This window comes from Austwickia chelonae (genome assembly GCF_003391095.1).
Lineage (GTDB): Bacteria > Actinomycetota > Actinomycetes > Actinomycetales > Dermatophilaceae > Austwickia > Austwickia chelonae_A.
In genome coordinates this window covers 968,017-992,803 of the sequence record NZ_CP031447.1, presented here as the reverse complement: position 1 = coordinate 992,803, position 24,787 = coordinate 968,017, and the positions used below count along the sequence as shown (strand labels likewise).

At 62.5% G+C, this 24,787-nt stretch carries 19 protein-coding genes and 2 tRNA genes; 3 read left to right on the top strand and 18 right to left on the bottom strand.

From position 1 onward, the window contains the following. Positions 1 to 144: 144 nt before the first annotated feature. From DX923_RS04345 to DX923_RS04335, 3 genes are all read right to left on the bottom strand, one after another. Positions 145 to 1,605: an amino acid permease gene (locus DX923_RS04345; protein ID WP_116112953.1), complete on the bottom strand. Its 1,461-nt coding sequence runs from the start codon at positions 1,603 to 1,605 to the stop codon at positions 145 to 147. A 72-nt stretch (positions 1,606 to 1,677) separates the two neighbouring features. Next, positions 1,678 to 2,679 (bottom strand): NAD(P)H-dependent glycerol-3-phosphate dehydrogenase, encoded by a 1,002-nt coding sequence (locus tag DX923_RS04340; RefSeq protein WP_240322736.1) that lies wholly within the window; start codon positions 2,677 to 2,679, stop codon positions 1,678 to 1,680. Then, positions 2,676 to 3,422, bottom strand: coding sequence for a lysophospholipid acyltransferase family protein (locus DX923_RS04335; RefSeq protein WP_116112949.1), 747 nt, complete (start codon positions 3,420 to 3,422; stop codon positions 2,676 to 2,678). Before DX923_RS04335 ends, DX923_RS04340 begins: the two co-directional genes overlap by 4 nt. A 196-nt stretch (positions 3,423 to 3,618) precedes the next feature. Between DX923_RS04335 and DX923_RS04330 the strand changes: the two genes are divergently transcribed. Further along, a complete protein-coding gene (locus DX923_RS04330; protein WP_116112948.1) occupies positions 3,619 to 3,855 on the top strand; it encodes a hypothetical protein in 237 nt (78 codons plus the stop codon). A gap of 128 nt (positions 3,856 to 3,983) precedes the next feature. On the opposite strand, the gene DX923_RS04325 is transcribed toward DX923_RS04330, so the two are convergent. The 3 genes from DX923_RS04325 to leuC all read right to left on the bottom strand — a co-directional run bounded on the left by DX923_RS04325 (position 3,984) and on the right by leuC (position 7,026). After that, a complete protein-coding gene (locus tag DX923_RS04325) occupies positions 3,984 to 4,385 on the bottom strand; it encodes an HU family DNA-binding protein (RefSeq protein WP_116112946.1) in 402 nt (133 codons plus the stop codon). Between the two features lie 533 nt (positions 4,386 to 4,918). After that, on the bottom strand, positions 4,919 to 5,512 hold the full coding sequence (gene leuD / locus DX923_RS04320) for a 3-isopropylmalate dehydratase small subunit (RefSeq protein WP_116112944.1): 594 nt from the start codon (positions 5,510 to 5,512) through the stop codon (positions 4,919 to 4,921). Positions 5,513 to 5,610: 98 nt separating this feature from the next. Next, a complete protein-coding gene (leuC, locus tag DX923_RS04315) occupies positions 5,611 to 7,026 on the bottom strand; it encodes a 3-isopropylmalate dehydratase large subunit (RefSeq protein ID WP_162872775.1) in 1,416 nt (471 codons plus the stop codon). 135 nt (positions 7,027 to 7,161) lie between these two features. Here leuC and DX923_RS04310 point away from each other — a divergent pair, with 135 nt between their 5' ends. Further along, positions 7,162 to 7,917: an IclR family transcriptional regulator gene (locus tag DX923_RS04310; RefSeq protein WP_006501355.1), complete on the top strand. Its 756-nt coding sequence runs from the start codon at positions 7,162 to 7,164 to the stop codon at positions 7,915 to 7,917. A gap of 84 nt (positions 7,918 to 8,001) precedes the next feature. Here DX923_RS04310 and DX923_RS04305 read toward each other — a convergent pair whose 3' ends face one another. From DX923_RS04305 to DX923_RS04275, 7 genes are all read right to left on the bottom strand, one after another. Next, the gene (locus tag DX923_RS04305) at positions 8,002 to 9,006 is read right to left on the bottom strand and encodes an XdhC family protein (RefSeq protein ID WP_116112942.1); all 1,005 of its coding nucleotides are present in this window, start codon (positions 9,004 to 9,006) and stop codon (positions 8,002 to 8,004) included. Then, positions 9,003 to 9,863, bottom strand: a complete 861-nt coding sequence (yqeC, locus tag DX923_RS04300; protein ID WP_116112941.1) for a selenium cofactor biosynthesis protein YqeC — start codon at positions 9,861 to 9,863, stop codon at positions 9,003 to 9,005. Before yqeC ends, DX923_RS04305 begins: the two co-directional genes overlap by 4 nt. Continuing rightward, on the bottom strand, positions 9,860 to 10,822 hold the full coding sequence (gene yqeB, locus DX923_RS04295; protein ID WP_116112939.1) for a selenium-dependent molybdenum cofactor biosynthesis protein YqeB: 963 nt from the start codon (positions 10,820 to 10,822) through the stop codon (positions 9,860 to 9,862). Before yqeB ends, yqeC begins: the two co-directional genes overlap by 4 nt. Beyond that, entirely contained in the window at positions 10,819 to 13,500 is a 2,682-nt protein-coding gene (xdh, locus tag DX923_RS04290) for a selenium-dependent xanthine dehydrogenase (RefSeq protein WP_116112938.1), read from the bottom strand. The genes yqeB and xdh overlap by 4 nt, the downstream gene beginning before the upstream one ends. Positions 13,501 to 13,727: 227 nt before the next feature. Next, on the bottom strand, positions 13,728 to 14,984 hold the full coding sequence (locus tag DX923_RS04285; RefSeq protein WP_116112936.1) for a hypothetical protein: 1,257 nt from the start codon (positions 14,982 to 14,984) through the stop codon (positions 13,728 to 13,730). A gap of 252 nt (positions 14,985 to 15,236) precedes the next feature. Next, a tRNA-Glu gene (locus DX923_RS04280) sits at positions 15,237 to 15,309 on the bottom strand. 112 nt (positions 15,310 to 15,421) lie between these two features. Beyond that, positions 15,422 to 15,496: transfer RNA gene (locus DX923_RS04275), tRNA-Gln, on the bottom strand. A 273-nt stretch (positions 15,497 to 15,769) separates the two neighbouring features. Here DX923_RS04275 and DX923_RS04270 point away from each other — a divergent pair. Next, positions 15,770 to 17,473 (top strand): glutamine--tRNA ligase/YqeY domain fusion protein, encoded by a 1,704-nt coding sequence (locus DX923_RS04270; RefSeq protein WP_116112935.1) that lies wholly within the window; start codon positions 15,770 to 15,772, stop codon positions 17,471 to 17,473. Between the two features lie 108 nt (positions 17,474 to 17,581). On the opposite strand, the gene DX923_RS04265 is transcribed toward DX923_RS04270, so the two are convergent. The 5 genes from DX923_RS04265 to DX923_RS04245 are packed head-to-tail and all read right to left on the bottom strand — an operon-like array spanning position 17,582 to position 24,720. Next, positions 17,582 to 18,382: an HAD family hydrolase gene (locus DX923_RS04265; RefSeq protein ID WP_240322734.1), complete on the bottom strand. Its 801-nt coding sequence runs from the start codon at positions 18,380 to 18,382 to the stop codon at positions 17,582 to 17,584. Continuing rightward, on the bottom strand, positions 18,379 to 19,920 hold the full coding sequence (gene gltX, locus DX923_RS04260; RefSeq protein ID WP_116112933.1) for a glutamate--tRNA ligase: 1,542 nt from the start codon (positions 19,918 to 19,920) through the stop codon (positions 18,379 to 18,381). The genes DX923_RS04265 and gltX overlap by 4 nt, the downstream gene beginning before the upstream one ends. 53 nt (positions 19,921 to 19,973) lie before the next feature. After that, complete coding sequence (locus DX923_RS04255; RefSeq protein WP_116112931.1) at positions 19,974 to 20,753, bottom strand: fumarylacetoacetate hydrolase family protein; 780 nt, start codon at positions 20,751 to 20,753, stop codon at positions 19,974 to 19,976. A 41-nt stretch (positions 20,754 to 20,794) separates the two neighbouring features. Continuing rightward, positions 20,795 to 23,299: a xanthine dehydrogenase molybdopterin binding subunit gene (gene xdhB / locus DX923_RS04250; RefSeq protein ID WP_116112930.1), complete on the bottom strand. Its 2,505-nt coding sequence runs from the start codon at positions 23,297 to 23,299 to the stop codon at positions 20,795 to 20,797. After that, complete coding sequence (locus DX923_RS04245) at positions 23,296 to 24,720, bottom strand: xanthine dehydrogenase small subunit (RefSeq protein ID WP_116112928.1); 1,425 nt, start codon at positions 24,718 to 24,720, stop codon at positions 23,296 to 23,298. The genes xdhB and DX923_RS04245 overlap by 4 nt, the downstream gene beginning before the upstream one ends. Positions 24,721 to 24,787 lie beyond the last annotated feature (67 nt).

Here is a 24,787-nt window from a genome sequence, read left to right as displayed (position 1 = left end):
GACGATGACTTTACGCGCTCCTTGGACCGACCAGGGCGAGTGTTCAATCTCAAGTTCAGAACGATCTGCACACTCTGATCGGAAAAGACGGAGCATATTTTCGGCCCAGAGTGGGGCAAATCGCGAAAATCACTCAGAACAAAGCTATTTCCTGCTCAGGTCCGCTGTCTTGGCGTCAACGGCGGGCGCACGAGTGACGAGCTTATGCCCGCCCCACAACGCCAGGAAGAGTGGAAGACCGATGTACGAGGAGAGCAAAGCTTCCAGCTTGATCCCACCGATCACGGCCTGATAGTTCTGCCCCAGGATCACCACAGCGCACATCACCAGGGCAAGAATCGGCCCCAGGGGGAACCATCGCGCCCGATACGGCAACTCCGAAGGATCGTGCCCTTGCGCGACGAAAGCCTTACGGAAGCGGTAGTGACACCAGGCGATCCCCATCCAGGTGATGAAGCCAGCCAGACCGGATGCGCTGACCAGCCAGGTATAAGCACCCCCGTCTCCGATGAGGCTGGTGAGGAAGCACAGCGCACCGATCGCCGTGGTCACGATCAGAGCAGCCATCGGCACACCTCGCTTATTGGTGGTCGCAAGGAAACGAGGAGCCTTGCCGTCCAGAGCAAGCGAATACAACATGCGGGTCGAGGCAAACATCCCCGAGTTACCAGCGGACAGGATCGAGGTCAAGATCACCGCATTCAGCAGTGCGGCGGCACCCGCGATGCCAGCTCGTTCGAAGACCAGGGTGAACGGTGAGACTGCCACTGCTTCGACATTACTGTCCAGGAGACGCTGATCGGTGTAGGGGATGAGGAAACCGATGATGGCGATAGCACCGATGTAGAAGAGCATGATCCGGAAGAAGACCGCTTTGATCGCCTTGGGGATGCTCTTCTCCGGGTCCTGCGCTTCACCGGCCGCGACACCGATCAGCTCAGTGCCCTGAAAAGAGAAACCCGCGATCATAAAGATGGCGAGCACAGCAGGCAGTCCTCCGACGAAGGGAGCGTCGCCCGACGTCCAGTTACTCGTGCCAGGGGAGCTTCCGCCGAGGATGCCCAGGATCATCAGCACCCCGATACCCAGGAAGACGATGATGGTGATCACCTTGATGCTGGCGAACCAGAATTCACTCTCACCGAAGGCCTTCACGCTGATCGCGTTGAGAAGGAAGAGCAAGGTGAGGAAGATCGCGGACCAGATCCAGGACGGCACGTCAGGCAACCAGTACTTCATCACCAAAGCGGCAGCCACCAATTCGGCCGCCACGGTGATAGCCCAGTTGAACCAGTAGTTCCATCCAGTGGCGAACCCGAAGGAACGGCTGACGAAACGAGTTCCATAAGCCTCGAAGGAGCCGGCCACCGGCAGATAGGTGGACATCTCTCCCAGGCTCTGCATCAGCAGATAAACCATCAGACCGATCGCGGCATAAGCCAGCAGCGCGCCACCGGGCCCTGCCTGACTGATGCTCGCCCCGGAGGCGACGAAAAGACCGGTCCCGATCGCACCACCGATGGCGATCATGTTGATGTGGCGAGCCTTCAAGCCACGTCGTAGACCCTGATCTTGATTGCTGTCCGATTTGTCGCTAGCGGTCATGGACGCCACTTTCTCATTCGCCCTCGAAGAGGTCGGTGCTGATCACCGGGTTGCCTGTCGAAATGCTATCCGCTAAATTTTCTCCGCTTTCAATTCCCGTGCCATCAGCGCACGAGCCATCAAAGCGGGGTGGTGCCCGTCGTGCACCACCGCCACCACTGCTTCTACCAGCGGAAGTTCAACGCCGTGGTCCTGGGCCAACGCCAGGATCGACTCGCAGGACTTGACGCCCTCGGCAGTCTGCCTGGTCGCAGCCACGATTTCCTCAAGGCTGCGCCCCTGCCCCAGAGCAACTCCGACCGAATGATTCCGGGAGAGCGGGGACATACAGGTGGCGATGAGGTCGCCCACGCCCGCCAGCCCTTGGAAGGTCTGCGGATCAGCACCCAAAGCTGTTCCTAGGCGGACTGTTTCGGCGAGCCCCCTCGTGATGAGGGTCGCTCGAGTGTTGTCACCGAATCCGAGACCTGCCGCTGTTCCTACAGCCACAGCCACCACATTCTTGGTCGCGCCGCCGAGCTCGCACCCAATCACGTCGGTATCGGTGTAAGGACGGAAGGAGGGGCTGGCGACACACTCGGCTACCTGAGCGGCCGCTGCCCGGCTCACCGAGGCCACCACAGCGGCCGCCGGCTGCCTGGCCGCGATCTCGTGGGAAAGGTTCGGACCGGTGACCACCACGATGCGCCCCTGACCGATCCCGGCCGCTTCTTCGATCACCTGGGACATCCGCAACTTGGTGCCCAACTCGATCCCCTTGGCCAAGGAGACCACGACAGCGTTCGCCGGGATCAACGATCCCCACTGGGCCAAGGTCTCTCGCAGACGCTGGCTGGGGATCGCCAGGACGACGACCTCTGCTCCGTCGAGAGCCTGTCCGGGATCACTGGTCGCGCGGATCTCGTCGGGCAGCAAGACGTCCGGAAGGTAGTCCGGGTTGCTTCGTCGCTCCTCGATGGCTTCAGCCAGCTCAGGACGACGTCCCCACAGCCTGACTTGGCAGCCGGCGTCGGCCAGCACCATCGCAAAGGCTGTTCCCCAGCTGCCGGAGCCCATAACGGCGACCTGCCTCACCGAAAGTCCTCCCGAGTCACCCGTTCGATACGACGCCCTGCTCGCAGGTCCCAACGTCCGCGCGGGGCCTCGAGACGACGAACTTTCTCCAGCTCGACAGTGATCGCGGACATGATCCGTTCGGTGGCCTCACGTAGCAAGGGGCCGTCCAGCTCTTGCCCACGCAGATCGTCCATCTGCACCTCAGGACCCGCCAGCATATGGCTGACCACCCGGATACCTTTGTCCGCCTTTCGGTGACGGATGAACTGGGTGCCCCACTGAGCTAACGGGACCACTGGCCGCCCCGTAGCCAACGCAATGCGTGCCGCCCCGGTCTTCCCTGTCATCGGCCACCAATCCGGATCTTTGGTCAGGGTGCCCTCCGGCATGAGCACCACGCACTTACCACCCGCCACAGCGTCGATAGCACTCTGGAAAGCATGCGAGGCGTGCGAGGTCCCACGGTGGACGGGTATCTGCCCCGAACGCGTCATGATCGGGCCGATGACGGGCGCCCGGAACAAGGACTCCTTGGCAAGGAAGTAGGGGGAGTGTCCGCTGTCATACAGGAAACGCGCCACGGCGAAGGGATCTGCCTGCGAGATGTGATTAGCGCATACGAGGAAGCCGCCGCGCTGAGGGAGATGCTCCGCTCCTCCCCAACGGTCCCGGGTCAGCGCCCCGATGGAGGTACGAGCGAAGAACATGCCTAATCGATAGGTGCCGTTCAATCCTTCGCGCCCGCTCCTGCTCGACGACACGTGCCCTCTCCTTCGTTGTCCTCCAGGCCCGCACTCGGGCCCTGCACCGGTTCCCCCGGTGCCAGGTTCACACGAGCATCATCAAACCAGGAGCGTCCTACATCGCAGACAAGGTGTCTGCCTGCCAGGCCCGCAGAACCCGGATCCGGGCGGACAGAGGGTCTCGAGTACTCGACGGACGGTTAGGTTGAGATCTATGCAGGCAAGTGTGCACCGTTATGACGAAGCTTCGGGAAAAGCCCAGGTCGTGACCGATGCCGGTGAGCTGTTGCTCATCGATGCCACGGTGGTGAGGTCATCCGGAGTGCGCCGGTTACGTATCGGCCAACGGCTGTCGTTGATCCTCGATGGAGAGTCGGAGGTCGCCTGGATCACAGTCCCAGGTATCGAGCCTCGAGCTTCCTCGACCGGGGAAGCTCCTGGACCGGTGTGAAGAACATCCACGACCGAAGCAGCCTCCTTCGAGACAGACGACTGCGGTGTGCGCCGCGAAGAACGACGCACACCGCAGTACGATCTCGCCCGGCCCCGTGGAGGGACGCGGGGATGGGATAGAAATCCTCAGGCGGATTTCTTCTTGACCCGGTTGTTCTTGCTCGCTGCGATGGTGGCTTCATTCTTGGCACGCACCTGAGCTGCGGTTCCGGCTGCTGCACGCGCAGCGGCCGGACCGCCCTTTGGCAGGGTCGCAGGCTCGGCGACGTACATCTTGAAAGCCGTTCCAGGACGGAACTTCGGTACCGCAGTGGACTCGATACGGACCGACTGCCCGGTACGCGGGTTGCGTCCGGTGCGGGCCGCACGATCTGCGCGCTCGAAAGTGCCGAAGCCGGTGATCCCGACTTTCCCACCGTGAGCAACTTCACGGATGATCACATCGAAGACAGCCTCGATGGCATCCTGGGCTTGCTTCTTCCCCCCGAGTCGACTCTCAAGAGCGTCGACCAGATCAGCCTTGTTCACGTGTTTCCTCTCCCTCCAGAGATGGTGGCTCGACCGGCGGACCGGCCTCGCTGCTGTGGTGAGAGCACCGTGCCCCCCCACATCCATGTGCACGTCCTCGCTCAGGCGATGAGGGACCTGTGCGGGAACGCTCCTCCACGGTTCTCCCCCGAGCGTTGCGCACCGGCGCACCGGCGCCAGCCACGCTCATAGAGGACTTGTTATCCGAACTTCCAGGTGACTCGTCCAGATGAGGACGGTCGCACCCCTTATCGGCCGAGGTCTCGTGAACCACAGAGGAACCCAGCGAGTGTGCTCGCGACTGAGGCACAAGAGGACCACCAAGGCAGGATCCTTGAGGGATATCTGCGCAGCTCATCGACCGTTTAAGTGAGTTCGGACCGAATTCGTCAACGTCTTTGCGCGAGCATCACTGAGAAGCCCGATATCTCGCCTCGCGGGATCCTTGAATCACTCCCTGGACCAAGTACGGACACCGCAGTGCCGCCAAGGCACCCCGGAGAGGTAGGAGTCGAATCGAGGAACTGCCTGGGTCAGATGCCCCCGACAGCGGGTTTGTATGCGGGGCGTCGAGCCTCGTAGCCAGTGATGTCCGGCTCGTGGCGCAATGTCAGACCGATGTCATCCAGGCCTTCCATGAGCCGCCATCGCACGTACTCGTCGACGTCAAAGGGAACGACCACGTCCTTACAGCTGATCGTACGTTCGGTGAGGTCCACCGCGACCTGCACACCAGGTTCATCCTCCAATAGTTTCAGCAGTAGCTCCGCGTCACTGGCGCTGACCTGCGCGGTGAGCAACCCGGATTTACCGGAGTTGCCCCTGAAGATGTCAGCGAACCGAGATGATACGACGACACGAAAGCCGTAATCCATTAGCGCCCAGACCGCGTGCTCGCGAGAACTGCCTGTTCCGAAGTCTGATCCAGCCACAAGGACTGAACCTTCTTGATACACAGGGTGATTGAGAACGAAGCTCGGATCGGAGCGCCATTGCGCGAAAAGTCCATCATCGAAGCCCGAGCGTGTCACCCGCTTCAGGTAGGAGGCCGGAATGATCTGGTCCGTATCCACATTGGTGCGGCGCAAGGGGACCGCGACACCGGTGTGCGTGGTGAACTTCTCCATCAGACGTTCTCCTGACAAGTGAGCAACACGAAAGTTCGAGGTGCGCGCTAGGGCGCCCCGTCAACGGCCCCGCCGCGCCCTAGCGCAGCAGGACGGCGTCAGTGGTGGAGCAAACCCGATTCGGGCAGATCATCCGGGGAGGCCAGACGTCCCACGACCGCGGTGGCCGCAGCGACAGCGGGACTCACCAGATGAGTTCGGCCTCCGCTGCCCTGCCGTCCTTCAAAATTGCGATTGGAGGTCGAGGCGCATCGCTCTCCGGGCGACAGCTGGTCCGGGTTCATCCCCAGGCACATCGAACATCCAGGCAGACGCCACTGGCCGCCAGCCTCGATCACGACCTCGTCGATCCCCTCGGCCTCGGCCTGCATCTTCACCTGCGCGGAGCCGGGAACGACCAGCAAGCGTGTCCCCTCGGCCACCCGACGGTCCCGCAGGATCTGGGCCACCACTCGCAGATCCTCGATCCGCCCGTTGGTGCACGAACCGACGAAAACTGCATCGACCGACACCTCACGCAGAGGTGTACCAGGGACGAGTCCCATGTACTCGAGGGCGCGCGCAGCGGTATGGGCGGCGTCGTCATCACCTAGCAACAGCGGATCGGGCACCTTGTCCGACAAGGGCGCGCCTTGAGCCGGATTGGTACCCCAGGTCACGAAGGGGCTCAAACTCTCCGCCTCGATGTGGACCTCCGTGTCGTAGACGGCGTCCGGATCGCTCACCAGCGACCGCCAGTCGACGAGCGCAGATTCCCAGTCCTCACCGGCGGGAGCGTGCGGCCTCCCGCGCAGATATGCGTAGGTGGTCTCGTCCGGGGCCACCATCCCCGCCCTTGCCCCAGCCTCGATCGACATGTTGCACAAGGTCATCCGCGATTCCATCGAGAGAGCTTCGATCGCGCTTCCGCGGTACTCGATGACGTGGCCCTGTCCACCCCCGGTACCGATCCTGGCGATGACCGCGAGAATGATGTCCTTGGCGCCGACTCCGGATCGCAGTTTCCCGTCGACGTGAACAGCCATGGTCCGGAAAGGTGCCAGAGGCAGGGTCTGCGTAGCCATCACGTGCTCGACCTCGCTGGTCCCGATCCCCAGCGCCAAGGCGCCGAATGCACCGTGGGTACTGGTGTGGGAGTCACCGCAGACGATGGTCATGCCCGGTTGGGTGAGCCCGAGCTCGGGGCTGATGATGTGCACGATGCCCTGTCGGTCGTGCCCCATCGGATAGAGCCGAACCCCGAACTCCTCGCAGTTGCGGCGCAGCGTCTCCACCTGGGTGCGGCTGATCGGATCCTCGATCGGGCCGGGAAGGGTAGGGACATTGTGATCCTCGGTCGCCACTGTCAGATCAGGCCTTCGCAGCTTTCGCCCTGCCAGGCGAAGCCCGTCGAAGGCTTGAGGGCTGGTGACCTCATGGAGAAGGTGCAGGTCGATGTACAGCAGGTCAGGCTCGCCAGGAGCCGACCTCACGACATGCTGCGCCCACACTTTTTCAGCCAGCGTGAAGCCCATGGCGATCTCCATCTCTGAGACGACCGTCTCACAACAGGTCATTGGCGACATCTGTCATAACTGTGAGGCCCATGGTTCACACGTTCAAGATGTGGCGAGCTTGCGTCTCAGGACGTGGGACGTCACACTAAGTGCATGGAAAGTTCTAGTGGGGTCGGTGTCCTGGACAAGGCCGCAACCGTTCTCGGCGCCCTGGAAGCAGGACCGTCGACTCTCGCACAGCTCGTCGCCATCACCGGATTAGCTCGCCCCACCGCCCATCGCCTGGCGGTGGCTCTCGAACACCATCGACTGGTATCTCGCGACATGCAAGGCAGATTCATCCTCGGCCCCCGCCTGGCAGAACTGGCCTCCGCTGCAGGTGAGGACCGACTGCTTGCCGCAGCAGGAGCCGTCCTGGGTGCACTTCGTGACCACACACATGAGTCGGCCCAGCTCTTCCGACGACAGGGAGACATGCGCATCTGCGTCGCAGCGGCCGAACGCCCCATGGGACTACGCGACTCCATCCCTGTCGGCGCGACCTTGTCGATGCTTGCCGGATCCGCAGCCCAGGTCCTCCTCGCCTGGGAGGAGCCAGACAGGCTCCACCGCGGCCTCCAAGGAGCAGAATTCACCGCCACCACTCTTTCCGGCGTCCGCCGCCGTGGATGGGCGCAAAGCGTCGGCGAGCGAGAGCCTGGCGTCGCCTCGGTGTCCGCTCCGGTCCGCAACCCGGCAGGACGGGTCATCGCAGCTGTTTCGATCTCCGGCCCCATTGAGCGCATTTCCCGACAGCCCGGACGCCTCCACGCCGCAACCGTTGTGGCCGGAGCCAACAAGCTGACCGAGGTCCTCGCCCGCGCTCATGCCCAGCAACAGGCCGCACAGGAATCAGCACACAAGCACTGACCTCGGTGTGGGGCTCCTTCGCTGAGGGCCCCACACCCGGCGAAGGGGCCGAGAACCCTCTCCACGGAACTCCGTGGAATGCCTTCAGATCCGCTCCAGAAGCACGCGGACACTCCCCCCACAGATCATGTCCAGCTCATTTCCCTGACGACCAGACAAGTCGTAGTCGGACACTCCGAGAGAAGAGTTCTCCTCCTCGAGCAGCGCCAGCGCACGGCGAGTCACCTCGAGTTCCACAGCGCCTCCACCGACCGATCCCGCGACCGGCCCCTGAGCATTCACCACCATGCGTGCGCCCGTGCCCCGGGGAGTCGATCCGGCGTCGCCGATGACCGTGGCCAGCACAGCTGACTGGTCCGGCGTCTCTGCCAGCTGACGGATCGCGTCAGCCACTGCAGCTTCGACGACCGAACCTTGGCGTTCGGCGCGGACCTGGACCAGCTCTGCACAGATCGACACCGCGATCTCCCCTGGCGCCGGCCCACCCAGATGAATGCCGATCGGCGAGCGCAGTTCCTGCGCCAGGGCGTGAGGCAGCCCTGCCTCTGTCAGCTCCCGACGGACCAGCGCAGCTTTACGTCTGGAACCGATCATGCCCACGTACTGATGAGTGCGCGTCAAACAGAGCCGAGCACATTCCCGATCACTTCGGTGCCCTGGAGTGACAATCACGAAATAACTGTTGGCGTGATCGGGAAGCGCACAGAGCGCGTTGCCGTAATCATCGGCCACGACCAGATCCGCGCCGGGGAGCTGACTGACTCGAGCCAGTTCGGGCCGGTCGTCAACCACCACGGTGTGAAATCCCATCACTGAAGCGATCTGGGCAACAGCACGCCCGACGTGGCCAGCGCCGACGATCACTAACCGAGGCGTCCCCCAGAGCTGCTCGGCGAAGTAGCCGCCGTCCTCGGTATCCCGGCAGGTCGCACCGAACGGTCTTCGTGGCGCACCCGGCAGGCTCCCCCGATCACCGTCCCAGGGGTCGTATTCTCCTGCTCTCGACCCACTTGTCCAGTGCAGCCGAGCGTGGATGCCCTCCGCGTCGACCCGCCCCAGCAACTCGACGTACCCCGCTCGTCGCATCATCGACCTCCCTGCCCCGCTGGCGATAACGGAGAAGCCTTCCTCCGACCGGCGTTATTCTCCTCCTCGGAGTTCGCTTCTCGGTGCCGTGTCCCCACACAGGCCACCCGGTGGTGAGGCAGAAGCCGGATCAGCCCCTCAAGGTTGTCGTCGCTCGCCCCGTGGTCGACATGGGTGATCACGACCGTGATATCTCCGGAACGTTCCAGGCCCCGCACCGGCACCACATAGCCTGATCGCAGTAGTGCTGCAGCAGCTGCTGAATCGATCACGACCCCTGCCGTCGGATCGGCGCTCAGAATGGCCCTGGCTTCCTCCTCCCGGAAGCAGACTTCCCCCAATGGCCTGCCCAAGGCGGTGGCACTCGCCACGACCAACAGCAGATCCGTCTGCGGAGGCACTACGGGTTCATGCGCAGCAGGCACCTTGAACGGCATCCCCCGGGAGCCGTCGGCCTCGACCAAGATCACGTCGAAACCATGCCGCAGACGATCAAACCCTTCTTGGGGAAAAGCGGCGATCTTCCCCCCTTTGCACGGGCGCCCCGCAACCAACAGTGCTGAATCGAGTCTGCGTGCCAACGCATCGTCCACGTCGAGTGCGGCACCGTCCTCATGCCACAACCGAGTGGTCGTGGTCAGCACGGTTTTCAGCCCGAGAGCTACGCACTCCCGCCCGATCGCGTGGAGAAGTGTTGTCTTACCCCCAGCGCCCACGGCTGAAAGCACCACTCCACCCACACGATCCGGTGCCGAAGCCCGTCTCCCGAGCAGATCGGCGATGCCCAGTGCCGGAAGGAGTCCGGGGACGGCTCTTCCTTCACGGTCCCAGACGACAAGCTGTATCGAGAGATCGTTCATCGAACACCGCTCGGGAACGCCGGTGATTCCTCGAATATTTGCTGTCCGTGGATCGACAGCCCCTGAAGAACAGCGTCGAGTGCGCCCCCGCCCACAGCTCTGGCCTTGTCAGAGATCGTGTCGCAGCAGGAAACCATCTCCGGGCGAGGATCGACATCTGCGATCTTGAGCCCGCGTGGCACGGCTGCACCATCGGGAATCATGCCTCTGACGACTCCGGACAAAGGCGAGAGCACCTCATGGGAGCCGTCGACTCCGTCCAGGATGCAGAGAGTCTCTCCCCGATCCACCACATCAGCGATATCGCGCACGACCCGTATCCGGCCGGAGGCAGGAGCCCGGACGACCCGATCGACACCATGCCCGGCGATCACCCCCGGAACCCCGGTGTTGGGCAGCGCTTTCCCCGTGGAAAGCACTCTTCCCAGGTTGTGCCCTCGCATGCTCTCCACGACGTAGTCGACATCGTCGCCAGCGACGAAACCTGGACCACAACCCACAGTGACGATGCCCATACCGCGTCGGGTGCCGATATTTCGTTTGGCGAGCATCGCGTCGATGACCGCAGCAGGCCGTACCTGATCGATCAGCTCGGCTTCAGGATCGACGATCACCGGAACCCAGTAGCTGTCTGTCCGCGCGCACTGCCTGCTCTTCGCCAGTATCTGTCGAGCCTCACCGAGGTCATCGGCCCGTAGACCCCGGAGATCCTCGACCTGCCAGCTGCCTTCGCGAACCGCGGTGCACAGGGAGGCCCGCCACCGTACGGCCATCGGTTGGGCAAGTTCCAGGGCGATCACGTCAAAACCGGCATGGACACAGCGCTGGACAACACCGGTGGCGATATCTCCGGCACCACGCACGACGACCAACGACGTCGAGCCCAGGAGGCCGGAACGAGACTCCGATGAATCATTGAAGGCTCGGGCCTTTGGAGCACCCGCGCTGTCGGCGGTCATCGGCGCCGCGCAGGTCGGTAGAAGGTGTCTTCCAGCGGAAGAACGACTCGGAAAGCACCGTCCTTCTTGAAGTAGGCATTCTGCAGGGCTGGAGCGCCCAGACAACAGGTGATCTCCCCTATGCCTTTGGCGCCATAGGCGTAGGTCGGGTCGACGCGGTTGACGAAGATCGTCCGGACCGGGGGCATCTGGTTGGACTTGATCAGCCCGAGCTGAGCCAGTTTCACCTGGGGAACCCCGCCTTCACAACGGAAATGCTCGGTCGCTCCGTAGCCGATGGCCATAGCCACTCCGCCGATCACCTGCCCCTCACAAGCTACTGGGTTGATCACTCGGCCTGCGTCATGTGCTGCCACGACCTCGATGATTTCGCCCTTGTCGTCGATGGCGAAGAGCTGAGTGGCGAAACCGTAGGAGATATGGCTGATCGGGTTTGCTTTCGTCGATGTGATCGGGTCGGTTTCGAAGTCGAATTCTCCTTCGTAAAGCTTTCCCTCGAGATCTGCCAGTGTGTATCCGGAGTCCAGGTCCCGTTTAAGTGCTTGTCCGGCTTCCCGCGCTGCTTGCCCGGTGAAGACGGTCTGCCGCGACGCCGTCGTGGTACCTGCGTCCGGTGAATAGCTGGTGTCCGGAGGGTCCACCACGATCTGACTTCTCTCCAAGCCTGTGGTCTCTGCCACCATCTGGAGGATGACAGTGGTGATCCCCTGTCCGATGCCGGCCGCGGAGGAACGGGCATGGACGATGCCGTCGATGATCTCCACATTGCACCGCCCCGGATCCTTCAGGCCGACCCCGACTCCGGCATTCTTCATGGCGCACGCGATACCCACGTGGGCGTTCGGGGCGGCTTCATATCTTTCGAAATCGTCACGAACAGCGTCCAGCGTCTCCACCAACGCGGTGTCCACTCCGACGATCTGCCCGTTCGGGAGGGCTTGTCCAGGTCTGATCGCATTGCGATAGCGGATCTCCCATCCGGAGATCCCCACCTGGCGGGCAAGGTCGTTGACAAGGCATTCGACAGCCATCGCCGACTGAGTGACCCCGAAGCCGCGGAAGGCTCCTGCCGGGGGATTATTGGTGTAGACGGCATCACCGACCACGCTCACATTGGCATAGTGGTAGGGCCCCGAGGCATGAGTGCAAGCTCGCTGCAGCACTGGCCCACCCAAAGAGGCATAGGCACCCGTATCCGAAATGATCCGAGCCTGCATGGCCTGCAGAATTCCCTGGGAATCACAGCCGATCTTCATCGCGATCTTCATGGCGTGGCGCTTCGGGTGGTAGTTCAGGCTATCGGTACGAGTGAATTTCACTTTTACCGGTTTTCCCGTTAAGTGAGCACATAACGCTGCCTGATGCTGGACCGACATATCTTCTTTTCCCCCGAAACCTCCACCGACCAGTGCCGAGCGAACCCGAACTTTCTCCAGGGGTAGCCCAAGATACTCGCTTATTTCATGATATTCGTCGTAAATTCCTTGGCCTGCAGTGATCACCATGATCCCCTCGCCATCAGGAATACCGATAGCCGCTTCGGTCTCCATGAAAGCGTGCTCCTGAGGAGGGAGGTCAAAAGTTGCTTCAGCGATATATTCCGAAGCGGCAAAACCAGCAATGACATCGCCACGGGAAAATTCCTCATGAGCACAGATATTTCCCTCAGGGACGGTGAAAGACCCGAAACGCCAAAAACCCTCGCCGTGGATCTGCGGTGCACCCTCCGCCATGGCGGCCTCAGGGCTGGTCAACGGCTCGAGCACCTCGTACTCGACCACAACCGCTGCAGCAGCGGCCTCGGCTTGAGCGTGGGTCTGCGTGACGACCATCGCCAAGGTGTCCCCGATCGCTTTGGTGACTTCTCCCACAGCGATCATGCCGGGCCAATCCTTGTACAGATGCCCCACATAGCGCTCCCCCGGGATGTCCTCGGCGGTGAAGACCCCGAGCACACCTGGCATAGCAAGCGCATCGGCGACGTCGATGGAGAGGATCCGTGCCCGAGGATGAGCAGTGAAGACATGTCTTCCGTGAACGAGCCCAGGAATGTCGATGTCATCGACATACTGGCCTTCACCCAAGGCCTTCTCGACCGCGTCGATGCGGAGCACCTCTTCGCCTACGCCCGCGGTCCGCCCCGGCTCAGGGATTCCCCCTCCCCCGCGGAGCAGTTCTGCAGCGAGGAGGACCCCCTCGACAATCTGCTGATACCCGGTGCAGCGACACATATTGGTACGCAAAGCATGTCTGACCTCGCTCGCCGTCGGCTCCGGGTTCGCATCGAGCAGAGACTTCGCAGAGACAATCATTCCGGGAATGCAGAAGCCACACTGCACCGAGCCCGCAGTGCCGAAGGCATGCCCATAAACCGATTTCTCCCGGTCACTGAATCCTTCGATCGTGGTGATCTGTTTTCCGGCGAGGCGTTTGACCCGCTGGGTGCAAGCGCGGACCGCCTTGCCATCGACCAGAATCATGCACGTCCCACAGGACCCCTGGTTGCAGCCGTCTTTGACCGAGATCAGACGGAGTTCGTCCCGAAGCAGCTGGAGCAGTTCAGTGTTCTCGGATACTTCGTGGGCCACGCCGTTGATGAGCAAGGTATGGACCGCAGCATCGCCCCCTTCGGGTCCCTTCGTCCGGGGGGCTCGTCGCCGAGTGTTCTCCGTGATCATGTCGCCTGCCCGTTCTGCATCGCTTCCGGCGACAGATGTGCCGTCTTAGCCAGCTGCTCCTGGCAGCCCGCTCACCACGCACCGTCCACCAGAGTATGGTCAACTTTGTCCAATGTCAGAATAACTCGATCTGAGTCAGGGGGCATCGGTGTTACGACAAAGGGCACCCGTCGCGGCATACACACCCACGACGAATGCCCCCTCATCAGGAGAGACGAACCAATCGTTCAGACCATGTCACTACGGCCCTCGACGATCTCCCCGTACAGCTCCCGCTCGGCCAGCATTCCCCGGTAGGCATCCCGGACAGCGATATTGACTTCGTTCTCTGCCAGAACCGGATCGAGGAAAGACTTGCGATAGGTCGCATCGCTGTTCGACGACGCAGCGAAGGACAGTCCGCTGAAACAGGCCAGGATGAAACTCACCTTGAAATGCACCGAGCTGAGGGGCAGCTTGATGTCCACGATGGACATCGGTTCTGGGTTCGCCGAGATCCAGGTCTTGGCAACGACATCCGTGATCGCCACCTGCCCGAAGAAAGCGAAGAAGACCCCCATCAACAAGGTGAACAAAAAGACCTGGATCACCTGAGCCGCAATAGCGACCAGTTGCAGATTGACCCGTTCACCGATCCCGAGCGAAGAGCGCAGCCGAGGCACCGAGGCCATCGCGAAAGGGGTATCGCGAAGCAAAAGCCGCATACGCTTCTCATTCTCCAAAGACTCCGGGTAAGAGAACTCCTCCTGTTCCTCACGCCCCTCGTGCTTGCGGAACATCGTGCGCATCTCATCCAGCGCGGTCACCACCACAACCACCAAGGCCAAGAACAGCAGGACTACCCCCACGCCGAAGGCACGCCCATAGTCAATCCCGGCCGCCACCTGCCAGATCTCGGCATTGAAGAAGAGGAAGAGCACCGCAACCAGGAAGACCGGCAGTACCCGCGCAATCATCGCACCCAGCGCAGTCAGCTGACTCACCGAACGTTTCAACGCCCAGACCAACACATTCCCGACACCGAGATAGGCCAAAAAGATCAAAATGACCAGAATAAACGCATGCGAAAAAAAGGTGATGAAAAGACCCTTGCCAGTCAGTTGATCGGTCATCACCGCAGGAAAGATCAGGTAGGCCAAACACACCGCCCCTGCAAGGACTTTACTTCCCCCATTAGGCAACTTGCGCAGCAGCCAGCCGACAAAAAAAGCGGCTAGTGCTGAGAGCAATACGGTGCCCAAGAAGAGGATAAAGCCCAAAATCAAGGTGATCTCTTCATCGATGTTGTCAGCATTATCTGCCTCCGACTCGCCCTTCATCAGGATGAAAGTGGCCAGCCAGAACAAATTCATCGACAGGAACATCGTAAGCAGAGGCGAAACCCGACGCAGCAGGGCCCGGCGGCGCGTGCGACGAGCAAGTACCTGGGGCAGGCCTCTCGCCCTGATCCAGGCCTCACACACGTCCATCTGAGGATCCGCCATCGGGGATTCCTGTCCTTCCATCGCTCTTCGCATATTCAGCGGCACACCTAGGTTGCACTCACCCCGGCAGGTCTCAGGTGGCCGGAACAACGAAGCCATCAGATATCGAGATCCTGTCGAGTCAGATACCCACGCGCCGGATCCGGCGTAAGACACCTGGACGACCCACGATGCTGCTGCACACAGCGTAAATCGCAACTTGCCCAACAAGAAAGGCGACCCCTTCTTACGAAGGGGTCGCCTTGACTTTTGTAGCCCCGACCGGATTCGAACCGGCGCTACCGCCTTGAGAGGGCGGCGTGCTAGGCCGCTACACAACGGGGCCTTCTACTGCTTTTAAAGCAGCGGGTGAAACCTTACCTTTGATCGGCAGTTTTTCCCAATCGGTCTCAGACGATCTGAAAGATCACCCAACACCGCACCGCGTATTACGCGGCTGGCTGGGGTACCAGGACTCGAACCTAGACTAACTGAACCAGAATCAGTCGTGCTGCCAATTACACCATACCCCATGGGGTACCCCCCACTAGGAGAGCATCTGCTCACCGAGTAGGCGATCCGAGAAAGCACTCTAGCCTCCGAGTGCCCTTTAACCCAAATCAGCCCGGCGCCAGCCCTGCTCTCCCCTCAAGAGGGTCCGGTCCACTGGACAGCCGGGCCTTCGATCCCATCGGCATCGAGAAGTCCGGTCTGAGAAAGTCTCCTCAGGCTTACGATTCCGCCAGTCAGCGCAGTACACCTGCCACCGCAAAACCGGCCTCACACAGGCACTAGAGTGAAGAGTTATGAGCGAGCCTGATGCCACGTCGCCGGCAGGCGATTTCGTCCGTGAACAGATCCGCCGCGACAACGACGCAGGTATCTTCGCAGGACGCGTCCAGACCAGGTTCCCACCCGAGCCCAATGGCTACCTTCACATCGGACACGCCAAAGCCATCTGCGCGGACTTCGGTATCGCCGAGGAGTTCGGTGGCATCTGCAACCTTCGTTTCGACGACACCAACCCGGACACCGAGGACACCGAATACGTCGACTCGATCATCGAGGACATCACCTGGCTCGGTTTTCCCCCGCCCGAGCCAGTGCTCTTCGCCTCCGATTACTTCGGCCGACTCTACGAATGGGCCGAATACCTGATCGGACAGGGCAAGGCCTACGTCGACGAACAGGACGGCGAGACCATCTCCACCCAACGTGGTGGATTCGGTCGCCCTGGAATCGAGTCTCCTTACCGTGACCGTCCCGTCGCCGAGAATCTCACCGAATTCCGCAAGATGCGCGACGGAGACTACCCTGACGGCTCCCGTGTTCTCCGCGCCAAGATCGACATGCAACACGAGAACATGCAGATGCGCGACCCGATCATGTACCGCATCCGACATGCCCCCCACCACCGAACCGGCGACGACTGGTGCCTCTACCCGACCTATGACTGGGCACACGGTCAGTCCGATGCCATCGAAGGCGTTACGCACTCCTTGTGCACCTTGGAGTTCGATAGCCACCGACCGCTCTACGACTGGTTCCTCGGGCAGCTCCCGCTCCCGTACGAAGCACCGCAGCAGACCGAATTTGCCCGCCTGGCAGTCACCTACCTGATCACCAGCAAGCGAAAAATGCTCCAGCTGGTGAGCAGCGGAACGGTCGACGGGTGGGACGACCCACGGATGCCCACGGTCGCCGGAATGCGTCGACGCGGCTACCCGGCCAAGTCCATCCGCGACTTCTGCGCCTACGTCGGGTTGACCAAGACCAACAGTAGACATGACATCGAACTACTCGAATCCTTCGTCCGTCGCGAACTCAACCTGGCCAGCCAGCGGCGGATGGCCGTGCTCCGCCCACTCAAACTGGTCATCGACGGATGGCCCACCGACGCCGAAGGCGCGCCTGTCGTCGAATGGTTCGAGGTCGCCAACAACCCCGAGAACGAAGCCGACGGCACCCGCAAGGTTCCCTTCACCGGTGAGCTGTGGATCGAACAGGACGACTTCGCCGAAACTCCCCCACCGAAGTTCTTCCGACTCAGCCCTGGTCGCGAGGTCCGGCTTCGGGGCGCCTACCTGGTGACCTGCACCGATGTGGTCAAGGACGACCAAGGGCAGATTCTTGAGGTCCACGCCTCCTACGACCCTGATTCCCGGGGTGGCACCGCACCCGACGGACGCAAGGTCAAATCGACCATGCACTGGGTCTCCGCCCAGCATTCCGTAGAAACCACGGTGTCCCTCTACGACCGGCTCTTCACCCACCCCGTTCCTGGGGAAGTCACGGGAGAGGTGATGGACGACGTCAACCCGGACAGTAAAGAGACCCTCCTCCGCTGCCAGACCGAGCCGATGCTCGCCGACACCCCCCTGGGAGCAGTGGTCCAGTTCGAACGACTGGGCTATTTCGCCCATGACCCTCAGACCCCGATGCACTTCCACCGCACCGTCGGGCTGAAGGACGAATGGGCCGCGATTCAGAAACGAGCAAGCCGAAGCTGACCTGGGCCTCGGTCACGGTGGGGTCCTGCCCCGGAGAGTACTCTCCGGGGCAGGACCCCACCGTCAAAGAGATGAAGAAAACGAATACTCCTGCTTGACCCGAAGAGATCAGAGCACGTCGAGGACCTCGTCCAAGGTCGAGATGACACGAACACCGGGGTCACACACCGGCTCATTCCAGCCTGCATCCCGCGGTTCAGGTGAGTCTCGACGCTGCAACCAGAGCACCCGGATGCCGGAACGCCGCGCGCCGACGACATCGGTGCCGATCGTGTCTCCCACACAGAGCACGTCCTCAGGTGGCACACCCACCGCTGCGCAGGCATAGGCGAAGACCCTGGGATCAGGTTTACCGAAACCGAGTGTGTCTGTGGTCACTACTGAGGCGATACGACTGGTCAGGCCCACCACAGCCATTTTCTCCCGGGTCACCTCACCACTGGAATTGGTGAGCAGAACCACCGGCACCCCTGCAGACTCCGCACGGTCCAGCAGCCGGTCGACATCAACGAAGAGTCTCTGTGCTGCCAACAGGTCTGCCCGATATCCGTTCTCGAAGGACTCGTAAGTCACCTCGTCAACCGGGTCCAGCCTCGTCGCAGAGACGGCGTCGTCGAAACGAGCCCGCCGCATCTGTGCGAAGGTTCTCTCCCCACGGGTGTACTCATCAAAGAAACCGCCCGGATCGGTGTAATACCTCCGGGCGAAAGCGGAGAGAACCTCTTCGTCGCACCCCGACCAGACCCGGGAAGCCGACTGGACCAACGCCCGGTGCATCGCCCCGAGCGTATCGACCAAGGTGTCATCGACGTCGAGCAGCAGTGCACGCACCGGACGTGACCACCCAGCCACGTCCGTGCCCGGTGCACCGAGATCCTCGGCAGGCCCCAGCGCACCGGCGGAGCTCACAGTGACGCCCGCAAGGACCGCAGACGTGTCAAGGTCGAGTGTCGTCCCAACACCTCAGCGGACTCGAAAAGGGGCGGAGACACCCTGCGGCCGGACAAAGCCACCCGGACCGGACCGAAAGCAACCCGTGGTTTCAATCCGAGCTCGTCGATCAGCGCAACCCTCAACGACTCCTCGATCCGTCCGGCCGTCCAGCTGCCGGCGACCTGAGACAAGTCCTCACCAGCGTCGTCAGGGATGTCCTCCAAAGCGGCGATCGCTGCGTCGAGAACCGCAGAGACCTCGCCCTTGAGCGAAGCCCGGGCATCATCCGCCACGACTAATTCGTCATCAGCGGTGAAGAACGGACGCAGCTGTTCCGCGGCCTCGGTGAGCTTGACCAGCCGTGGCTGGATCAACTCGGCCAAGCTCCGCACCCGCACGATCTCACCCAAAGTGGGGTTCTCCCCCAACAGCCCGTCGGACTGCAGATATGGGATCAACCGCGCGGTCAGATCCTCGACCGACAACTCACGGATGTACACCCCGTTGAGCCAGTCCAACTTGGTCAGGTCGAAGATGGGGCCAGCCGGATTCACCTTCGCCCAGTCGAATTCCTCGGCGAAACGCTCCAGCGTGAACACCTCGACGTCCTTGCCTTCGGCATCCTTAGCCGGCGGATAGGCCAAGAGCGCGAGAAAGTTCACCAAGGCCTCTGGCAGGTAACCCTGTTCACGGAACCAGGTGAGGCGGGCAGCGGGATTTTTCCGCTTCGAGATCTTCGACTTATCGGTATTCCGCAGCAATGGCATGTGCGCGAAAGTCGGTGGAGTCAGCCCCAGCCAGCGGTACAGCAGAAGATGCTTCGGCGTCGAACTAATCCATTCCTCCCCACGCACCACATGCGTGATCCCCATCTCGTGGTCGTCCACCACCACAGCCATGTGATAGGTGGGAAAACCATCCGCCTTGAGGATCACCTGATCATCCGGGTACGGCGCGCGCACCCGTCCCCGAATGAGGTCATCGAACTCGATGGGCGCATCCGAGGGCACCAGCATGCGGACCACCGGGGTCTCCTGGAAACCAGGAATCTCGGCCCTCTCCTCACGGGTCATCCCCTGACAGAGACGGTCGTAACCGGTGACCGAGGACTTCGAACGTTGTTGTTCCTCCCGCATCTGCGCCAGACGCTCCGGAGAACACCAGCACCGGTAGGCGTGCCCATCGGCGATCAATTGCTCGACATAAGGACGGTAGGTCTCGAGCCGTTCGCTCTGCCGATACGGGGCGAAGGGGCCGCCCTTGTCCGGCCCCTCGTCCCACCCGAGGCCGAGCCAGTCCAGGGTGTCGTACAGCTGCTGCTCGGAATCAGCTCGGAAACGGGAACGATCGGTGTCCTCCACCCGCAGGACGAACCGTCCCCCTTGTTGGCGCGCATAGGCCAGATTGAACAAAGCCATGTATGCGGTACCGACATGAGGATCGCCTGTCGGAGAAGGAGCGACACGGAGCCTGGGTGCGCCGGAGAAGCCGGCCGGGATGCTGGATGTGCTCATGATGGCTCCAGCCTACGACGCCCTTGAACGGCGCACCTCGGCATCCGAGGGTCTCAGCGGCGCACGAAGGGATTCGACAAGGCGCCGATCCCTTCGATCTCCACCTCCACGCGTTGTCCGGACTCCACCGCACCCACCCCAGCAGGGGTGCCCGTCAAGATGACATCTCCAGGCAGCAAGGTGAAGATCCTCGAGACATAGGACACCAACTCTGCCACCGGGTAGATCATCAACGAGGTCGAGGCCTCTTGCACCGTACGTCCGTCCAACCTGGTCCGCACTTCCACGTCGATGGGATCAAGCTCGGTCTCGATCCAGGGACCCAACGGACAGAAGGTGTCCGCACCCTTGGCCCGCGACCACTGGTCGTCACTGCGCTGGATGTCCCGTGCGGTGACATCGTTCGCGCAGGTGTACCCCAACACTGCATCGGCGACCTGGTCCACCGGGACGTCCTTGCACATCCGGCCGATGATCACAGCCAGTTCGCCCTCGTAATGCACCTCGGCGCTGAAATCCGGCATCACCACCGGATCGTCCGGCCCACACACCGAGGTGTTCGGCTTGAGGAAGACCAAAGGCTCGGCAGGCACGTCATGCCCCAGCTCGGCGGCGTGAGCGGCATAGTTGCGCCCGATGCCGATGACCTTGCTCCGCGGGATCACCGGTGCGAGCAGTCGCACATCGCCCAGCTCGTGCCGGGCCCCGGTCGGGGCCACCCTCGAATACAACGGGTCGCCGTTCACCTGGGCCAGCCAAGCGGGCACGCCGTCCTCGCTCATGACGACGCCATAGGTCGGCTCGTCGTCGACGACATAACGGGCGATTTTCATGGGTGCTCCTGACAAACACGGGATATGGCTCTGCGATCACGCTATCCGAATCGGGCTGCACCTCGCCCTCGGCGTAGGACCGGCACCTCCTGGGAGTGAGCACTCTGTCCCTCGGCAGCGTGTCCTTCTCCCGAGGTGCGCTCGCCCCAGCAGGGGTTCCCCGGCTCCGCGGCGCCCGAGACCTCGGATGCTGCCCGTGCCTCCTGAATCGCCCAGAAGGTGGCCTCCGGAGTAGCAGGAAGAGCCAATGTTTGTTCCCGATCAGCAGGGCCGAAGGAAGCGCAGGCCTGGCGCAGCGCTTCACGGAGGCTGATCGCCAAGGTCAACGGGGGCTCACCGATCGCCTTGGATCCATAAATCACCTCGGTCTCGGTGGCCCGTTCCAGGAAATCGACCCGGAAGACCTCGGGGAGTTCACCCATCGAAGGGATCTTGTAGGTGCTCGCGCCCGACGTGAGCAGCCGACCTCGTCCTGGACCAGGTGCGCTGTCCCAGAGCAGTTCTTCCATGGTCATCCAGCCCATTCCCTGGACGAAACCGCCTTCGATCTGCCCACGGTCGATCAAGGGGGACAGGCTGTCCCCCACATCGTGCAGGATGTCGACCCTGAGTACCCGGTGCGCGCCGGTGAAGGCGTCCACCTCGACCTCGGTGCAGGCTGCGGCATAGCTGAAGTACTTGAAGGGCTCGCCTGTCATCGTCGTCTTGTCCCAGTGCAGTCCCGGAGTCCGGTAGAAACCGGCAGCCCACAGCTTCGTCCGCCGAAGATACGCGTCCCCGGCCACGGTAGCGAAAGGCACCGCCAGCTCCGGATGCCCGGCGGGAAAGACCTCACCGTTCTCGAAACGGATGTCTCCTGCCTTCATTCCCCGTGCTCCAGCAGGTCCTATCCGGGCCCGTAGGCTCTCCACAGCGACCTCGGCCATCCGGGCCCGGATCTGGTCACAGGCGTCCTTCACCGCAGCACCATTGAGGTCGGCGCCGCTGCTCGCCGCAGTCGCAGAGGTATTGGGCACCTTGTCGGTTCGGGTCGAGGCCAAACGGATCGCCGATGTAGGGAGACCCAACGCTGTTGCAGCGACCTGAACCATCTTCGTGTGCAGGCCCTGCCCCATCTCGGTGCCGCCGTGGGCCACGGTCACCGATCCGTCCCGATACACATGGACGAGGGCACCGGCCTGGTTGAAGGGGGTGAAGTTGAACGAGATCCCGAACTTCTGCGGCGTGATCGCGATCCCACGCCTACGGTGCCGATGGGTTCGGTTGAACTCCTCGACCGCAGCCGAGCGCATCTCGAAGTCCGCGCTGTCCAGCAGCTGCTCCCAGATCATGGCCATCCGGTCGGGGTGACGCACTGTCTGCCGGTAAGGGGTCTGCTCGCCGGTCCGATAGAAATTACGTCTGCGCAGGTCGACTGGGGACATGCCCAACAGCGGCGCACACCGACCGAGGATGTCCTCGATCACCACCATCCCCTGAGGCCCTCCGAAACCGCGGAAGGCGGTCTGCGAAGTCTTGTTCGTTCTGACGATACGGCCCACGACTCGGATGTCCGGAATGAAATAGGCATTGTCGACATGACAGAGCGCTCTGGCCAGAACGGGTTCGGACAGGTCCAGACTCCACCCCCCGTCCGCGACGAGGGTGGCTGACACCGCCGTGATCCGGCCGTCCTCGTCGAAGCCGGCCTCCCACTCGGCGAGGAAGGGATGTCTCTTACCGGTCATCGACAGATCCTGACTGCGATCGAGCCGGAGCTCGACCGGGCGTCCGGTGAGAGTCGCACCCAGAGCCGCCACAGCGGCATAGCCATGAGGCTGAAACTCCTTGCCGCCGAACCCTCCACCCATACGTACACATTCAACGGTGACCGCATGGCTGGGAAGGTCGAGGACATGAGCTGTGATCTCTTGTGTCTCCGTAGGATGCTGCGTGCTGGAGATCAGATGCAGCTGTCCGCTCTCGTCTACCCGGGCGAGCGTGACATGGGTCTCCAAGTAGAAATGCTCCTGCCCTCCCAGTTCGGTGATCCCCCGGAAACAGCACGCGGAACGGCGGAGCCCGCGCTCAGCGTCGCCCCGGGCCAAGGTCAGCTCTCCGCCCTGGAAACTCTCCTGGGCAAGGGCTTCCTCGAGGGTGACCACCGCGCGCAGCGGCTCGTAGTCGACCTGGACAGCCTCCGCACCACGACGAGCAATCTCCCGGCTCTCCCCCAAAACCCAGGCCACCGCCTGCCCGTGGAACATCACCTCGCTGGGAAACAGGGGTTCGTCGTGCCACACCCCGGAGTCGTTGACCCCCGGTACGTCCTGGCCGGTGAGAACCTTCACCACCCCCTGGACAGCGAACGCAGGAGAGCAGTCCATCGCGACGATCCGGGCGCGGGCATGCGGAGCACGTACCGGGTAGGCATGGAGGACACCGGTGTAACGACCAACCATGTCGTCGGTGAACAGTGCAGCCCCGGTGACATGGGCCTGCGCATCGACATGGATGAGGGCATCACCGACGGCGGCCCGTGACGGACGTCGGGAGAGCGAGGTCATGAAGCCATCTCCTGGGTCGTGAGCTCCGTGTAGAAGCGGCGGAGAGACTGTTCGAGCATGGCGATGCGGTAGGCCGCGCTCGCTCGCGCATCGGTCAACGGAGTTCCTTCCTTCGCCAATGCTGCGCCCGCGAGGTCGACGGTCTCCTGAGTCCAGGGGCGTCCGACGAGGATTTCCTCGGTGGCGCGCGCGCGAATGGGCGTAGCTGCCACTCCGCCCAGACCGATCCGCGCTGCAGTGACGACTTCCCGTTCGATGTGGAAGGCGAAGGCGACGGACACACTGGAGATGTCGTCCAAGGGACGTTTGGTGATCTTCTGGAATCCCACCTGTGGCGCGAACGGACGTGGGATCCGAATGGTGGTGATGATCTCGTCGGGACGACGGACGGTCCGGCGGTACCCGAGGAAGAAATCTCCCAGGGGGATCTCTCGTCGCTCCTTCTGGGAGACCAGGACGAGGCGGGCGTCAAGAGCCAGGAGGCAAGGGGCGCTGTCACCGACCGCTGAGGCAGTGCCGAGATTGCCCCCGAGGGTGGCAGCATGTCTGATGAGCGGGCTGGCGAAGTGGGGGAACATGGCGTCGAGGAGCGGGATCGCCCCGTCGAGTGCGTCCTGGACCTCGCTGAGGGGCAGCCCCGCTCCGATGTCGATATGGTCCTCCTCGATCTGGATCATTCGCAGCTCGGGCAAGGCATCGACGGCGACGACCAGGCCAGGTCGACGGTGACGGAGGTTCTGTTCCACTCCCAGGTCAGTACCCCCTGCGCGGAGAACCGCTTCGGGGTGCCGGCTGATCAGGTAGAGAGCTTCTTCGAGGTTCGCCGGGCGGATGAAGGCCCCCTCCTCGTCCGCGAGGTGCACCGGCGCCGGGGGCGACACCTGACGGCTCAGACGTTCACTGACCGGATCGTCCATCTCGGGGAAACCGATCCGCTCGGCCGCATCACGGATGGCCCGGTAGCCGGTGCAACGGCAGAGGTTCCCGCCCAAGGCGTGCAGATCGACGCCGTTCTCCTGCCCGTATTGCCCCGGGATCCGATCGGACCGGTAGTACTCGCCCGCAAGGCTGGCAATGAATCCCGGAGTGCAGAAACCACATTGGCTGGCTCCTGCCTGAGCGAAGACCCGTTGGACGGGATGTTCCCAGCGTCCGTCGGTGAGCCCCTCGACGGTCATGATCTCGGCCCCGTGGAGAGCGCCCATGGCGATCAGACAGGAGTTGATGCTGTCCAGCCTGACTTTGCCGGATGCCGACTCACGGACGAGGAGAACTGCGCAGGAACCACATTCTCCTTCGGCGCAGCCCTCCTTGGCTCCAGTGAGCCCCTGCGCCCTCAACCAGGAGAGAAGCGTGGTGTGGGGTCCGACGTCGGTCACTTCATGAACGGTGCCATTGACCGTGATGCGCAGGTCTTCCATGCTTCCTCCGCTGTGGCGCGCGATTTCCTCGCGGCGGCCTCAGCAGCGAGGAGCGGCGTCGGACAGC